Below are 14,039 nucleotides of genomic sequence, written 5' to 3'. Positions count from 1 at the left end.
GAGATGTCTCGATGAACCCGCTCTACCTGGCCTCCGGCTCGCCACGCCGGCGTGAGCTGCTCACCCAGATCGGTGTGCCGTTTACCGCGATCAGTGCCGATATCGATGAAACTCCCCTGGCCGGCGAATCGCCGGCGGCCTACGTCGAGCGCTTGGCACGTGGCAAGGCTGCAGCCGGGCGCGCGCTCCTGGGCGAGGTCGCGGCGGCCTGCGTGCTGGGCGCCGACACCGCCGTGGTGCTCGACCAACGTATTCTCGGCAAGCCGCTGGACGAGGCGGATGCGGTGGCCACGCTGCTCACTCTGTCGGGGCGCGAGCACGAAGTCCTGACCGCCATTGCAGTGCTGGACGGTGAACGTTGCGAGTCGAGGGTGGTTCGCAGTCTCGTGAAATTTCGTACTATCAAAACAGAAGAGGCACACACCTACTGGGTCAGCGGTGAACCCCGGGACAAGGCTGGAAGCTACGCCATTCAAGGCCTGGCGGCCGTTTTCGTCGAAAGCCTGAACGGCAGCTATTCCGGCGTGGTCGGTTTGCCCGTGTGCGAAACCGCAGAACTGCTCGGCCGTTTCGACATACCCTGTTGGCAAAACCTTATCGTGCGCTGATTGCCGCACCCCAGTGAACGGCAATAATTGTGAACACGCCTGAACGAGACGCAGCCATGAGTGAAGAGATCCTGATCAACATCACGCCGATGGAATCGCGCGTGGCGGTGGTAGAGAACGGTGTGTTGCAAGAGGTCCATGTCGAGCGGACGCAGAAGCGCGGCATCGTCGGCAATATCTACAAGGGCAAGGTTGTCCGGGTACTGCCGGGCATGCAGGCGGCGTTCGTCGACATCGGCCTGGATCGCGCGGCGTTCATCCATGCCTCGGAAATCTCCATGCGCGAAGGCCCGGCGGTGGAAAGCATCAGCGCGCTGGTTCACGAAGGGCAGAGCCTGGTGGTGCAGGTCACCAAGGACCCGATCGGTACCAAGGGTGCCCGCCTGACCACGCAACTGTCGATTCCCTCGCGCTACCTGGTGTACATGCCACGCACTGCGCATGTCGGCATCTCGCTGAAGATCGAGGATGAAGCCGAGCGTGAGCGCCTGAAAAAGGTGGTCAGCGACTGCGTCGCCCAGGAAGGCATCAAGGAAGCCGGTGGGTTCATCCTGCGCACCGCCGCCGAGGGCGCCGGGGCTGACGAGATCATGATGGACATCCGCTACCTGCGGCGACTCTGGGACCAGATCGGCGCGCAGATCAAGACCATCGGTGCGCCGAATGTGATCTACGAGGATCTTGGCCTGGCGCTGCGGACCCTGCGTGACCTGGTCAGCCCCAAGATCGAGAAGATTCGCATCGACTCCCGCGAGACCTTCCAGAAAACCACACAGTTCGTCGCCGAACTAATGCCGGAAATCGCCGATCGCCTGGAACACTACCCCGGCGAGCGGCCGATCTTCGATCTGTATGGGGTCGAGGACGAGATCCAGAAAGCCCTGGAGCGCAAGGTGCCGCTCAAGTCCGGTGGCTACCTGGTAGTCGACCCGGCGGAAGCCATGACCACCATCGACGTCAATACCGGGGCCTTCGTCGGTCATCGCAACCTCGAGGAAACCATCTTCAAGACCAACCTCGAGGCGGCCACCGCGATCGCCCGTCAACTGCGCCTGCGCAACCTCGGCGGGATCATCATCATCGACTTCATCGACATGGAGGACGAGGAGCATCAGCGCCAGGTGCTGCGGACCCTGGAGAAGCAGCTCGAGCGCGATCACGCCAAGACCAACATCATCGGCATCACCGAGCTGGGACTGGTGCAGATGACCCGCAAGCGCACCCGCGAAAGCCTGGAACAGGTGCTTTGCGAGCCGTGCAGCAGTTGCCAGGGCAGGGGCAAGCTGAAGACCCCGGAGACGGTTTGTTACGAGATTTTCCGGGAAATCCTCCGCGAAGCCCGTGCCTACCAGGCCGAAGGTTATAGAGTGTTGGCCAACCAGAAGGTGGTCGATCGCCTGCTGGACGAAGAGTCGGGCAATGTCGCCGAGCTGGAAGCCTTCATCGGGCGCACGATCCGATTCCAGGTCGAAACCATGTATTCCCAGGAACAATATGACGTGGTGCTGCTCTGATTCCCTGTTTCCTACACACATTGCCCGCACTGCTTGAAGCTGGCCTTTGCATTGAATCCTGCCTGAGGGGCCACTGACATGGAGCGTTTGTCGCGCTTTGGTGCCGCGTTGACCCGCTGGAGCCTGGGTATCTGTGCGTTGCTGCTGGTGTTGCTGGCGTTGTACGTCAGCCTGGGGCGGCAACTCGTGCCGCTGGTGGCCGAATATCGGGCGTATGTGGAGTCCAAGGCCCAGGCGGCGCTGGGCATGCCGCTCTCCATCGGCAGTCTCGAAGGGCGCTGGAGCGGGCTTGCCCCGGTGCTGTCGGCCCACGACGTGATGGTCGGCGCGGGCGCCTCGGCCCTGCGCCTGGATCATGTCGAAGTGATCCCGGACATCCGTGCCAGCCTGCTGGCCCGCGAGCTGCGTATCAGTCGTCTCGAACTCGATGGGTTGCAACTCAACCTCAAGCAGGGCGAGGACGGACAATGGGCGCTCGAAGGGCTGCCCCGGCAGGCCGATGACCAGCCGCTGGACCCCGAACAGTTGCTGACGCGCCTGCAGGTCGTCGAGCAGTTGTCGGTGTTGGGCAGCCAACTGACCCTGCAGCCCCATGGCGAGTCACCGCTGACCCTGACCTATGTCGGCCTGAACCTGCGTGCCGGCCCCAGCCGCCAGCGTCTCGACCTGCGCCTGACCCTGCCCGACGGCCAGCCGCTGGCGCTCAACCTGATGGCTCGCATGCGCCCCAGCGAGTGGCGCAAGGCTTCCGTCGACGCCTACCTGAGCCTGCCGCAGAGTGACTGGGCGCGCTGGCTGCCGGCCAGCCTGGCTGGCCAGTGGAAGATCGCCGAACTCAAGGCCGGTGGTGAATTCTGGCTGAAGTGGGCCGATGGCACGGTGCAAAGCGCCGTGGCACGACTCAATGCCCCGCAATTGAAGGGGGGATACGCCGACCGCAAGCCGACGAAGATCGAGAACCTGGCCCTCAATGCCTACCTGCAGCGCAATGACCAGGGCTTCAGCCTGCTGCTCGATTCGTTGGCGATGAACCTCGGGCAGACCCGTTGGGAATCCCACCTGCAACTGCAGCAGAGTGCCGCGACCGACAAGAGCGGCGAGCTGTGGCATGTGCAGGCCGATCGCCTGGACCTGACCCCGATCACCCCGCTGCTCGACAGTCTGGCGCCGCTGCCGCAAGGATTGGCCACGGTGATCGATCACCTGAAAGTCACCGGGGCATTGCGCAATGTGCTGTTCGATTACCGGCCGCAGGAAACCGGCGACCGTCGCGTGAGTTTCGAAGCCAACCTGGAACGGGTCGGCTTCGACGCCTATCACGGCGCACCTGCGGCGCGGAACGTCACCGGCAGTATCAGCGGCGACCTGGGCCATGGCGAGTTGCGCATGGACAGCAAGGATTTCTCGCTGTTTCTCTACCCGATCTTCAACAAGCCCTGGCAGTACCTGCAGGCCAATGCCCGGCTGACCTGGAAGCTCGACCAGCAGGGTTTCACCCTGATCGCGCCCTACATCAAGGTGCTCGGCGAGGAGGGCAAGATTGCCGCCGACTTCCTGATTCGCCTGCACTTTGCCCAGGAACAGGAAGACTACATGGACCTGCGGGTCGGCCTGGTCGATGGTGATGGGCGTTTCACCCCGAAATACCTGCCGGCGGTATTGAGCCCGTCCCTGGACGAATGGCTGCGTACCGCGATCCTGCATGGTGCCGTGGACCAGGGCTTCTTCCAGTACCAGGGCTCGCTGAATCACGATGCTATCGCCGCGGCGCGCAGCATCAGCCTGTTCTTCAAGGTGCATGACGCCGAGCTGGCCTTCCAGCCGGGCTGGCCGCATGTCAGCAAGGTCAACGGTGATGTGTTCATCGAGGACAGTGGCGTGCGGATCAAGGCCAGCAAGGGCCAGTTGCTCGACACCCGGGTCAGTGACGTAATGGTCAACATCCCTCATTCGACGCCGGGCAAGGCGCCGCACATGTTCCTTGACGGCAATTTCGCTGGCGGACTTGGCGACGGCCTGAAGATTCTCCAGGAGGCGCCGATCGGCACAGGTCCGACCTTTGCCGGCTGGCAGGGCGAGGGTGACCTGCAGGGCAAGGTCAAGCTGGATGTGCCGCTGGAGAAGGGTGACGCCCCGAAGATCCTGGTGGATTTCGCCACCGACCAGGCGCGGCTGAAACTGGCCGACCCGAACCTGGAGCTGAGCCAGCTCAAGGGCAACTTCCGTTTCGACAGCGACAAGGGGCTCAGTGGCGACGGGATCAGCGCCCAGGCGTTCGACCGGCCGATCACCGCGCAGATCAGTGCCGATGGCAAGCCCGGCAGCCTCAGTACCCGGGTGACCGCCAAGGGCCAGGTGGCAATCAGGAAGCTTTCCGACTGGCTGGGTGTCAGCCAGCCGCTGCCGGTCTCCGGTGACCTGCCGTACCAGTTGCAGTTGAACCTCGACGGTGCCGACAGCCAGTTGATGATCAATTCCAACCTCAAGGGGGTTGCCGTCGACTTGCCCGCGCCTTTCGGCATGCCGGCCAGCCAGGGCCGCGACAGTGTGTTCCGCATGACCCTGCAGGGCGCCGAGCGGCGTTACTGGTTCGACTATGGCGAGTTGGCGAACTTCACCTTCGCCGCCCCGGGCGGCAAGCTGGCCGAGGGCCGTGGCGAACTGTTCCTCGGTGATGGCGACGCGCAGTTGCCGACGGTCAGGGGCCTGCGTGTACGTGGCGTGCTTTCGGAGCTGGATCTGGAGCCGTGGAAAGCGGTGGTCGACCGCTATGCCGGCCAGGATCCGGGGGGAAATGCCAAGCAGCTGCTCAGCAGTGCGGATTTCAAGGTTGGAAAACTCAGCGGTTTCGGTACCCAGTTCGACCAGGTGAGTTTGCAGATGGCTCGTAGTGGCGCGACCTGGGGATTGCTGGTCGACAGCCAGCAGGCCAAGGGCAGCGTGACCTTGCCGGATGCCAAGGGCGCGCCGATCGGGGTCAGGCTGGCCTACGTCCGGCTGCCTGCTCCTGATCCGAGCGTGGTCGCCGACGAAAATGCCCCGGATCCGCTGGCCTCGGTGGACCCGCGGCAGATCCCGGCGCTGGATATCGCAATCGACCAGTTGTTCCAGGGGCCGGACCTGGTGGGCGCCTGGTCGCTGAAAGTCCGGCCGACCCCGAAGGGGATCCAGCTCAACGACCTCAACCTCGGCCTCAAGGGCATGCAACTGCAGGGTAATGGCGGTTGGGAAGGTGTGCCGGGCAGTACCGGTAGCTGGATCAACGGCCGCCTGGAAGGCAAGAACCTGGCCGATGTGCTCAAGGCCTGGAGTTTTGCGCCGACCGTGACCAGTGACGACTTCCACCTCGACGTCGATGGTCGCTGGCCTGGCTCGCCTGCCTGGGTCGGGCTCAAGCGTTTTTCCGGCAGCCTCGATGCGACCCTGCGCAAGGGCCAGTTCGTCGAGGTCGAGGGCGGTGCCCAGGCGTTGAGGGTATTCGGCCTGTTGAACTTCAACTCCATTGGTCGTCGCTTGCGCCTGGATTTCTCCGACCTGCTCGGCAAGGGCCTGAGCTATGACCGGGTCAAGGGGCTGCTGGTGGCGAGTGATGGCGTGTATGTCACCCGCGAACCGATCGTGCTGACCGGGCCATCGAGCAACCTGGAGCTCAATGGCACGCTGGACATGGTCAACGACCGGGTCGATGCCAAACTGCTGGTGACCTTGCCAGTGACCAACAACCTGCCGATCGCCGCGCTGATCGTCGGGGCGCCGGCGGTCGGTGGTGCGCTGTTCCTGATCGACAAGCTGATTGGCGACCGCGTCGCCCGCTTTGCCAGCGTGAAGTACAGCGTCACCGGCCCCTGGAAAGAACCGAAAATCACCTTCGACAAGCCTTTTGAAAAATCCAAGTAGCGCCCCATGGAGTAGCATGGTGGCCAGTCTTCCAAGGAGTGTGCCATGACTTTCTCCGTCATCCAGATGGTCAGCCGGGACGATGTGCTGGCCAACCTGACCCAGGCCCGCAGCCTGCTCGAACAGGCTGCCGAAGGTGGTGCGCGGCTGGCGGTACTGCCGGAAAACTTCGCCGCCATGGGGCGTCGTGACGCGGCCGCGATCGGCCGTGCCGAGGCGCTGGGCGAGGGGCCGATCCTGCCCTGGTTGAAACAGGTCGCCTGCGACCTCAGGTTATGGATTGTCGCCGGGACATTGCCGCTGCCACCGGTCGATCAGCCGGAGGCCAAGGCCAACGCCTGCTCCCTGCTGGTCGATGACCAGGGTGAAACGGTCGCCCGCTACGACAAGCTGCACCTGTTCGACGTGGATGTGGCGGACAATCGGGGTCGTTATCGTGAATCCGATGACTATGCTCATGGTAGTCGGGTGGTGGTCGCCGATACGCCGGTGGGGCGCCTCGGGCTGAGCGTGTGTTATGACCTGCGCTTCCCCGAGCTCTACAGTGAACTGCGGCTGGCTGGCGCGGAACTGATCAGCGCGCCCTCGGCGTTCACCGCCGTCACCGGTGCGGCACATTGGGACGTGCTGATTCGGGCCCGGGCGATCGAGACCCAGTGCTACCTGCTGGCGGCCGCCCAGGGCGGCGTGCATCCGGGGCCGCGCGAGACCTTCGGGCATGCGGCGATCGTCGACCCGTGGGGACGTATCGTCGCCCAGCAGGACCAGGGCGAAGCCGTGCTGCTGGGCGAGCGCGACAGTAATGAACAGGCGTCCATCCGGGCGCGAATGCCGGTGGCGAGTCACCGGCGCTTTTTCTCGCAGGGCGCACAGCGACCTGCATCGCAATGACGAAATAAGGCGCAAAACCTATGAGCGAGTTGTTGTCCTCAGTCAGCGAACACCTGTTGGCGCCGGGTGGCGTGACCATCGAAAACCTTCAATCGGTCCTGGGTGACCTGGCCGGGCCTGGCATCGACGCCGCCGACCTGTACTTCCAGGGGCAGATTTCCGAGTCCTGGGCGCTCGAAGACGGCATCGTCAAGGAAGGCAGCTTCAACCTTGACCAGGGGGTTGGCGTTCGCGCGCAATCCGGTGAAAAGACCGGCTTCGCCTACAGCAACGCGATCAACCTCGAGGCTCTTGGCGCTGCCGCGCGTGCGGCCCGTTCGATCTCCCGAGCCGGCCAGAACGGTCGGGTGCAGGCATTCACGGCGCAGGATGTGGCGCAACTCTATGCGCCGGACAACCCGCTGGATGTCCTGACCCGAGCCGAGAAAGTCGAACTGCTCAAGCGTATCGACGTCGCCACCCGTGCCCTCGACCCGCGCATCCAGCAGGTCTCGGTGAGCATGGCGGGGGTCTGGGAACGTATCCTGGTGGCCTCTACCGACGGAGGCCTGGCGGCGGACGTGCGACCGCTGGTGCGTTTCAACGTCAGCGTGATCGTCGAGCAGAACGGTCGACGCGAGCGCGGCGGGCATGGCGGCGGTGGACGTACCGACTACCGCTACTTCCTCAGCGAGGATCGCGCCATGGGTTATGCCCGCGAGGCTTTGCGCCAGGCGCTGGTCAACCTCGAGGCGATTCCTGCCCCGGCCGGTACGCTGCCGGTGGTGCTCGGTTCCGGCTGGTCCGGGGTATTGCTGCACGAGGCGGTCGGCCACGGCCTGGAAGGCGATTTCAACCGCAAGGGCAGTTCGGCCTACAGCGGGCGGGTTGGCGAGAGGGTTGCCTCGAGCCTGTGCACGATCGTCGACGACGGCACCCTGGCCGGTCGCCGCGGCTCGCTGAGCGTCGACGACGAAGGCACACCGACCGAGTGCACCACGCTGATCGAGAACGGCGTGCTCAAGGGCTACATGCAGGACAAGCTCAATGCCCGCCTGATGGGCGTCGCCCGCACCGGTAACGGCCGTCGCGAGTCCTACGCGCACCTGCCGATGCCACGCATGACCAACACCTACATGCTGGGCGGCGAGAGCGATCCGGCGGAAATCATCGCCTCGGTCAAGAAAGGCATCTATTGCGCCAACCTTGGTGGCGGCCAGGTCGATATCACCAGTGGCAAGTTCGTGTTCTCCACCAGTGAGGCCTACCTGATCGAGGACGGCAGGATCACGGCGCCGGTCAAGGGCGCGACGCTGATCGGCAATGGTCCGGAAGCCATGAGCCGGGTATCGATGGTCGGCAACGACCTGGCGCTGGACAGTGGCGTGGGCACCTGTGGCAAGGATGGGCAGTCGGTGCCGGTAGGTGTCGGCCAGCCGACCCTGAAGATCGACGCGATCACCGTGGGTGGCACGGGCGCGTGAGGGAAGGGGACCGGGTGAGCGGCATGGCGGCCCACCCGGGGGCGACACTCAACGCAGGCCGCGTTGGGTATCGTCCAGCTCCCGGATGTACTTGAAGACTTTACGGCTGGAAGCCGGTGGCTTGTTGTGCGCCAGCTCGTGCTGGGCCTGGCGGATCAGCGAGCGCAGTTGCTGGCGGTCCGCGTCGGGATATTCGCCGACGAACTTTTCCAGCACGTCGTCGTTGCCCGTGATCAGGCGATCACGCCAGCGCTCGAGGTTGTGGAAACGCTCGTTGTACTGCTTGGTGGAGGCATCGACCTGGTCGAGCACCACCTGGATGGCCTCGATATCCTGGTCGCGCATCAGCTTGCCGATGAACAGGATGTGCCGTTTACGCGCGATATGCGCGGTGTGCTTCGGCGCATCGGCCAGGGCACGGCGCAAGCCGTCGGTCAGTGGCAGTTTTGCCAGCAGGTCAGGCTTGAGTGTGGTCAGTCGCTCGCCGAGATCAACCAGAGCATGCAGCTCGCGTTTGACCTGGGATTTGCTTTTCTCCCCATCGAGGGAGTCGTCGTAAGAATCAACCATGGTGGCAGTCCGCAAAGAAACGCCGCCATGATAACCAGTCGGGGGCCGCTTGTCCGGCCCACTCGCTCGATGAGCGTTACCGAACGCAGAATTTGATTGGAGAAAGCTGGGTGGAGAAGACCATGAGTTCAGCACAAAGCGTCGGCCCGCAGGCGTTGCCGGCACTGCAGGAGCAGGTCGAGCAGATTCTTGCCGAAGCCAAGCGCCAGGGTGCCAGTGCCTGTGAAGTGGCGGTGTCCGTGGAGCAGGGTCTGTCGACTTCGGTGCGCCAGCGGGAAGTGGAAACGGTCGAGTTCAACCGCGACCAGGGCTTTGGCATCACCTTGTACGTGGGGCAGCGCAAGGGCTCGGCCAGCACGTCGGCCAGTGGCGCCGAAGCCATTCGCGAAACCGTGGCGGCCGCGTTGGCCATTGCCCGGCATACTTCCGAAGATGAGTCTTCCGGGCTGGCCGATGCGGCGCTGATGGCCAAGGAGATCAAGGATTTCGACCTGTTCCACGAGTGGAACATCACCCCGGAGCAGGCCATCGAGCGCGCGTTGATTTGTGAAGCGGCGGCCTTCGATGCCGACAGCCGGATCAAGAATGCCGACGGCACGACCTTGAGCACCTCCCATGGTTGCCGGGTATACGGCAACAGCCACGGTTTCATCGCCGGTTCGGCGTCGACGCGCCATAGCCTCAGTTGCGTGATGATCGCCGAAGGTGGTGGGCAGATGCAGCGTGACTACTGGTACGACGTCAATCGCCAGGGCGAATTGCTGGCCGACGCCGTCAGCATCGGCCAGAAGGCCGCGCAGCGTGCGGCCAGCCGCCTCGGCGCACGTCCGGTACCGACCTGCGAAGTCCCGGTGCTGTTCTCGGCGGAACTGGCCGGTGGGCTGTTCGGCAGCTTCCTGTCGGCGATTTCCGGCGGCAACCTGTACCGCAAGTCGTCGTTCCTCGAGGGTGCGCTGGGGCAGCGGCTGTTCCCGGAGTGGCTGACCATCGATGAGCGTCCGCACCTGATGCGCGCCATGAGCAGTTCGGCCTTCGACGGTGATGGCCTGGCGACCTACGCCAAGCCGTTCGTCGAGAATGGCACGCTGGTGTCCTATGTCCTGGGCACGTATTCGGGACGCAAGCTGGGCTTGCCGAGCACCGCCAACGCCGGTGGTGTGCACAACCTGTTCGTCACCCATGGGGTCGAGGACCAGGATGCCCTGATCCGTCGCATGGGCCGCGGGCTGCTGGTGACCGAACTGATGGGGCACGGCCTGAACATGGTCACGGGTGACTATTCGCGGGGTGCCGCGGGCTTCTGGGTCGAGAATGGCGAGATCCAGTTCCCGGTCCAGGAAGTGACCATTGCCGGCAACATGCGCGACATGTTCAAGCAGATCGTCGCCGTTGGCAGCGATCTCGAGTTGCGTAGCAACATCCGCACCGGCTCGGTGCTGATCGAGCGGATGACCGTCGCCGGTAGCTGATCCATCTCCCTCGTGGTGAGCGGGCTTGCCCGCGCTGGGGGGCACAGCCCCCCTGAAACCTGCCAATCCTGACCATCAGGTTGATCGACACATAGCGTCTACGGCTGCCGTGCAGCCGGGCGAGGGCAAGCCCGCTCGCCACCCGCCAGTCTTATCCATTGCTCCTCATTGCTCACCAGCCCTTGTACTCCAGGGTTGTTTCGATTCTTATTATCAGATAATAATAAATCTCATTATCGAGTGAGCCTGGGTCATGAGTTCTGCCTTGCATGAGCAATCCCATCTGGACAGCTGGCGCTGGATGAGCCGCCAGGTCCGCTGCGCACTGCTGCCGGACGAGCCCCGGCTGATCGATCACTATCTTGCCGAAGGCCGCTACCTGGCCTGTTGCACACCCACCTCGCCCTGGACCATCGCCGAAACGTCCTTTCGTCTGCTGCTCGACACGGCCACCGATATCGCGTTGCCCTGGCACTGGCGTTCGTTGTGCCTGGACCAGGCCTGGCGGCCGTTGCGCGACCTGGAGCGTCAGGCGCTGTGCAACTGCCGCCTGCGTCGCTGGCAAAGCTTTGCCTGGCAGTTGGCGAACTGTTCGCTGCTGCCTTCCATTCCCCTGACTGAACTGGTGCAAGGATTTCCCGATGAGTAATACCCGTATCGAACGCGACAGCATGGGCGAACTGCAGGTGCCAGCCGAGGCGCTGTATGGTGCCCAGACCCAGCGCGCGGTGAACAACTTTCCTATCAGCCACCAGCGCATGCCGACGCAGTTCATTCGCGCCCTGATCCTCGCCAAGGCGGCGGCAGCCCAGGCCAACGTCGAACTGAAGCAACTGAGTGCGGCGCAGGGCAAGGCCATCGTCGATGCCTGCCAAGGCTTGCTCGAAGGCGACTTCATGCAGCATTTCCCGGTGGACATCTACCAGACCGGGTCCGGCACCAGCTCCAACATGAACGCCAACGAGGTGATCGCGACCCTCGCCAGCCGACTGCTCGGTGAGCCGGTCAACCCCAACGACCATGTCAACTGCGGGCAAAGCAGCAACGACATCATTCCGACCACCATTCATGTCAGTGCCGCGTTGGCCCTGCATGAGCAACTGCTGCCGGCCCTGGCGCACCTGGTGCAGGTCACCGAGGCCAAGGCCGAGCAGGTTCACCCGTTCATCAAGACCGGTCGTACCCACCTGATGGATGCGATGCCGGTGCGCCTGAGCCAGGTGCTCAACGGCTGGGCGGCGCAGCTCAAGGCCAATGTCCTGCATCTGCAGAACCTGCTGCCGAGCCTGCAGTCCCTGGCCCAGGGTGGCACGGCGGTCGGGACGGGGATCAATGCGCACCCGCAGTTCGCCGAGCTGTTCAGCCGCCAGCTGAGTGCCTTGACCCGTGTACCGTTCACGCCGGGCAGCAACCTGTTCGCACTGATCGGCTCCCAGGACACCGCAGTCGCCGTATCCGGTCAGTTGAAGACCACGGCGGTGTCGCTGATGAAGATCGCCAACGACCTGCGCTGGATGAACTCCGGTCCACTGGCGGGCCTCGCCGAGATCGAACTGGAGGCCTTGCAGCCTGGCTCGTCGATCATGCCGGGCAAGGTCAACCCGGTGATTCCGGAGGCCACCGCGATGGTCGCCGCCCAGGTGATCGGCAATGACGGCACGATTGCCGTGGCTGGCCAATCGGGCAACTTCGAACTGAACGTGATGCTGCCGATCATCGCCCAGAACCTGTTGAGCAGTATCGAGCTGCTGGCCAATGCCAGCCGCCTGCTGGCCGACAAGGCCATCGCCAGCTTCAAGGTCAACGAGGCCAAGCTCAAGGAAGCGTTGTCGCGCAACCCGATCCTGGTCACCGCGCTGAATCCGATCATCGGCTACCAGAAGGCCGCCGAGATTGCCAAGAAGGCCTATCAGCAAGGCCGTCCGATCATCGATGTCGCGCTTGAACACACCGATCTGCCCCGCAGCCAACTGGAAACCCTGCTGGATCCGGAAAAGCTCACGGCTGGCGGCGTGTAACCACTGCATTGCCTGGAGGTTCGTCATGGAACACTGGAAACGCACGATCGAAAGGGCCAACCGTCATTTCAACCTTGGCGAGCTGGTCGATGCCCGCGAGCACTACCTGCAGGCGCTGGCCCTGGCGCAGGTGCTGTTCGAGCGTTGGCCGGATGCGCAGGAGGCAGTGGCCGCCTGCGTGATTTCCCACCACAACCTGGCGGACCTGCACCTGCGCCTCAACCAACCCGAGGAAAGCGTCGAGTACCTGTGCGCCATTCACCAGCGCTTGCTGCAGGCGATGCAGGACACCCGGCTTGCTCCCGCGTTGCGCGAAGCCGCACTGCATCAGAGCAGCAAAACCTATGTCGAACTGCTGGCCTTCATCAGCGAGTACGGCGAATACCCTCGTACCAGCCGTCTGCTCCACAGCCGGACGGCCTCTTCGGGCTCGGTCCCGTCGAGTCATCAACATGGAGTTCATTGAAATGCCCTACGCCTTGCCTGCGCTGCCCTACAGCTATGACGCCCTGGAACCGCATATCGATGCCAAGACCATGGAGATCCACTACACCAAGCACCACCAGACCTACGTCACCAACCTCAACGCGGCCGTTGAAGGCTCGCAGTGGGCCGACTGGTCCGTCGAGGAACTGGTCGCCGCCGTCGGCCAGTTGCCGGAAAAGATGCGCCCGGCGGTGATCAACCATGGGGGTGGCCACGCCAACCATTCGCTGTTCTGGGCGGTGATGAGTCCCCTGGGGGGTGGTGAGCCTGAGGCCGCGCTGGGCCAGGCCATCGACGAGCAGTTGGGTGGTTTCGAGGCGTTCAAGGAAGCCTTCACCAAGGCTGCGTTGACGCGTTTCGGTAGCGGCTGGGCCTGGTTGAGCGTAACCCCGGAGAAAAAGCTGGTAGTCGAGAGCAGCCTCAACCAGGACAGTCCGCTGATGAACGGCAATACGCCGATCCTCGGCCTGGATGTCTGGGAGCACGCTTACTACCTGCTGTACCAGAACCGCCGTCCGGAATACATCAACGCTTTCTACAACGTGATCAATTGGCCTGAAGTCGAGCGGCGTTATCTCGCAGCCCTGGCCTGACACACACTACCAACAAGATCCAAAGCCGATGATGGAGAGTGAAACCGTGGCAATGAGCAGAGGGCGACTATTTCGCCATGGGGTTGGCTGGCTGTTGTTGCTGGCGGGAGTGGTTTTGCTCGTTGTTCGGCTGCTGGGCTGGTTGGGAGGGATCTGAACACGGAGCCAGCGGTTGTAGCCTTCACCCCCAAGCCGGCTCCCCTGGAGCAGGCTTGTCGGGCGGTCGAAGCGACGTCAATAGGTTGGGCGGCGCTTACTCGCCTTCATCGAAATAGTTGTTGATCAACGCCACCAGCGCGGCCATGGCCTCGTCTTCCTGCTCACCTTCGGTCTTCATGTGAATCTTGGTGCCCTTGCCGGCAGCCAACATCATCATGGCCATGATGCTCTTGCCATCGACCATGCTCTCGGGCGTGCGGCCCACCCGGATCTGGCAGGGGTACTGGCCGGCAACACCGACGAACTTGGCGGAAGCGCGGGCATGCAGGCCCAGCTTGTTGATGATTTCGATTTCCAGAGCGGGCATCGCG

At 63.5% G+C, this 14,039-nt stretch carries 12 protein-coding genes; 10 read left to right on the top strand and 2 right to left on the bottom strand.

What is annotated here, in order from left to right; translation table 11 throughout:
* Positions 1-11: 11 nt before the first annotated feature.
* The 5 genes from HU752_RS27995 to tldD all read left to right on the top strand — a co-directional run bounded on the left by HU752_RS27995 (position 12) and on the right by tldD (position 8,373).
* Positions 12-608 (top strand): Maf family protein, encoded by a 597-nt coding sequence (locus HU752_RS27995; protein WP_186678562.1) that lies wholly within the window; start codon positions 12-14, stop codon positions 606-608.
* Positions 609-664: 56 nt separating this feature from the next.
* Complete coding sequence (gene rng, locus HU752_RS27990) at positions 665-2,122, top strand: ribonuclease G (protein ID WP_186678560.1); 1,458 nt, start codon at positions 665-667, stop codon at positions 2,120-2,122.
* Between the two features lie 78 nt (positions 2,123-2,200).
* Complete coding sequence (locus HU752_RS27985) at positions 2,201-6,019, top strand: YhdP family protein (RefSeq protein ID WP_186678556.1); 3,819 nt, start codon at positions 2,201-2,203, stop codon at positions 6,017-6,019.
* Between the two features lie 45 nt (positions 6,020-6,064).
* A complete protein-coding gene (locus HU752_RS27980; RefSeq protein ID WP_186678554.1) occupies positions 6,065-6,910 on the top strand; it encodes a carbon-nitrogen hydrolase family protein in 846 nt (281 codons plus the stop codon).
* A 20-nt stretch (positions 6,911-6,930) separates the two neighbouring features.
* Positions 6,931-8,373 carry a metalloprotease TldD gene (tldD, locus tag HU752_RS27975; RefSeq protein ID WP_186678552.1) on the top strand — a complete coding sequence of 481 codons (1,443 nt, stop codon included), beginning with the start codon at positions 6,931-6,933 and terminating at the stop codon, positions 8,371-8,373.
* A 48-nt stretch (positions 8,374-8,421) separates the two neighbouring features.
* On the opposite strand, the gene yjgA is transcribed toward tldD, so the two are convergent.
* A complete protein-coding gene (gene yjgA, locus HU752_RS27970) occupies positions 8,422-8,943 on the bottom strand; it encodes a ribosome biogenesis factor YjgA (protein WP_186678540.1) in 522 nt (173 codons plus the stop codon).
* Positions 8,944-9,065: 122 nt separating this feature from the next.
* On the opposite strand from yjgA, the gene pmbA reads away from it, so the two are divergent.
* From pmbA to HU752_RS27945, 5 genes are all read left to right on the top strand, one after another.
* Positions 9,066-10,412, top strand: coding sequence for a metalloprotease PmbA (pmbA, locus tag HU752_RS27965; RefSeq protein ID WP_186678538.1), 1,347 nt, complete (start codon positions 9,066-9,068; stop codon positions 10,410-10,412).
* Positions 10,413-10,665: 253 nt separating this feature from the next.
* Positions 10,666-11,061 carry a FagA protein gene (locus tag HU752_RS27960; protein WP_186678535.1) on the top strand — a complete coding sequence of 132 codons (396 nt, stop codon included), beginning with the start codon at positions 10,666-10,668 and terminating at the stop codon, positions 11,059-11,061.
* Entirely contained in the window at positions 11,054-12,430 is a 1,377-nt protein-coding gene (locus tag HU752_RS27955) for a class II fumarate hydratase (RefSeq protein ID WP_186678532.1), read from the top strand. The genes HU752_RS27960 and HU752_RS27955 overlap by 8 nt, the downstream gene beginning before the upstream one ends.
* 25 nt (positions 12,431-12,455) lie before the next feature.
* Positions 12,456-12,896, top strand: coding sequence for a DUF2753 family protein (locus tag HU752_RS27950; protein ID WP_186678529.1), 441 nt, complete (start codon positions 12,456-12,458; stop codon positions 12,894-12,896).
* A gap of 1 nt (position 12,897) precedes the next feature.
* The gene (locus HU752_RS27945; RefSeq protein WP_186678817.1) at positions 12,898-13,509 is read left to right on the top strand and encodes a superoxide dismutase; all 612 of its coding nucleotides are present in this window, start codon (positions 12,898-12,900) and stop codon (positions 13,507-13,509) included.
* A gap of 253 nt (positions 13,510-13,762) precedes the next feature.
* On the opposite strand, the gene HU752_RS27940 is transcribed toward HU752_RS27945, so the two are convergent.
* Positions 13,763-14,035: an HPr family phosphocarrier protein gene (locus HU752_RS27940; protein WP_186678526.1), complete on the bottom strand. Its 273-nt coding sequence runs from the start codon at positions 14,033-14,035 to the stop codon at positions 13,763-13,765.
* Positions 14,036-14,039: the final 4 nt, after the last annotated feature.

The organism is Pseudomonas vanderleydeniana (assembly GCF_014268755.2).
In the GTDB taxonomy this organism is placed as follows: Bacteria; Pseudomonadota; Gammaproteobacteria; order Pseudomonadales; family Pseudomonadaceae; genus Aquipseudomonas; species Aquipseudomonas vanderleydeniana.
This window is presented reverse-complemented; position numbering and strand designations above follow the sequence as displayed.

Coding starts and splice junctions, on each gene's coding strand:
- HU752_RS27980 (WP_186678554.1), top strand. CDS start 6,065: ATGACTTTCTCCGTCATCCAGATGGTCAGCCGGGACGATGTGCTGGCC.
- yjgA (WP_186678540.1), bottom strand. CDS start 8,943: ATGGTTGATTCTTACGACGACTCCCTCGATGGGGAGAAAAGCAAATCC.
- HU752_RS27950 (WP_186678529.1), top strand. CDS start 12,456: ATGGAACACTGGAAACGCACGATCGAAAGGGCCAACCGTCATTTCAAC.
- HU752_RS27945 (WP_186678817.1), top strand. CDS start 12,898: ATGCCCTACGCCTTGCCTGCGCTGCCCTACAGCTATGACGCCCTGGAA.
- HU752_RS27985 (WP_186678556.1), top strand. CDS start 2,201: ATGGAGCGTTTGTCGCGCTTTGGTGCCGCGTTGACCCGCTGGAGCCTG.
- HU752_RS27960 (WP_186678535.1), top strand. CDS start 10,666: ATGAGTTCTGCCTTGCATGAGCAATCCCATCTGGACAGCTGGCGCTGG.
- HU752_RS27955 (WP_186678532.1), top strand. CDS start 11,054: ATGAGTAATACCCGTATCGAACGCGACAGCATGGGCGAACTGCAGGTG.
- pmbA (WP_186678538.1), top strand. CDS start 9,066: ATGAGTTCAGCACAAAGCGTCGGCCCGCAGGCGTTGCCGGCACTGCAG.
- tldD (WP_186678552.1), top strand. CDS start 6,931: ATGAGCGAGTTGTTGTCCTCAGTCAGCGAACACCTGTTGGCGCCGGGT.
- HU752_RS27940 (WP_186678526.1), bottom strand. CDS start 14,035: ATGCCCGCTCTGGAAATCGAAATCATCAACAAGCTGGGCCTGCATGCC.
- rng (WP_186678560.1), top strand. CDS start 665: ATGAGTGAAGAGATCCTGATCAACATCACGCCGATGGAATCGCGCGTG.
- HU752_RS27995 (WP_186678562.1), top strand. CDS start 12: ATGAACCCGCTCTACCTGGCCTCCGGCTCGCCACGCCGGCGTGAGCTG.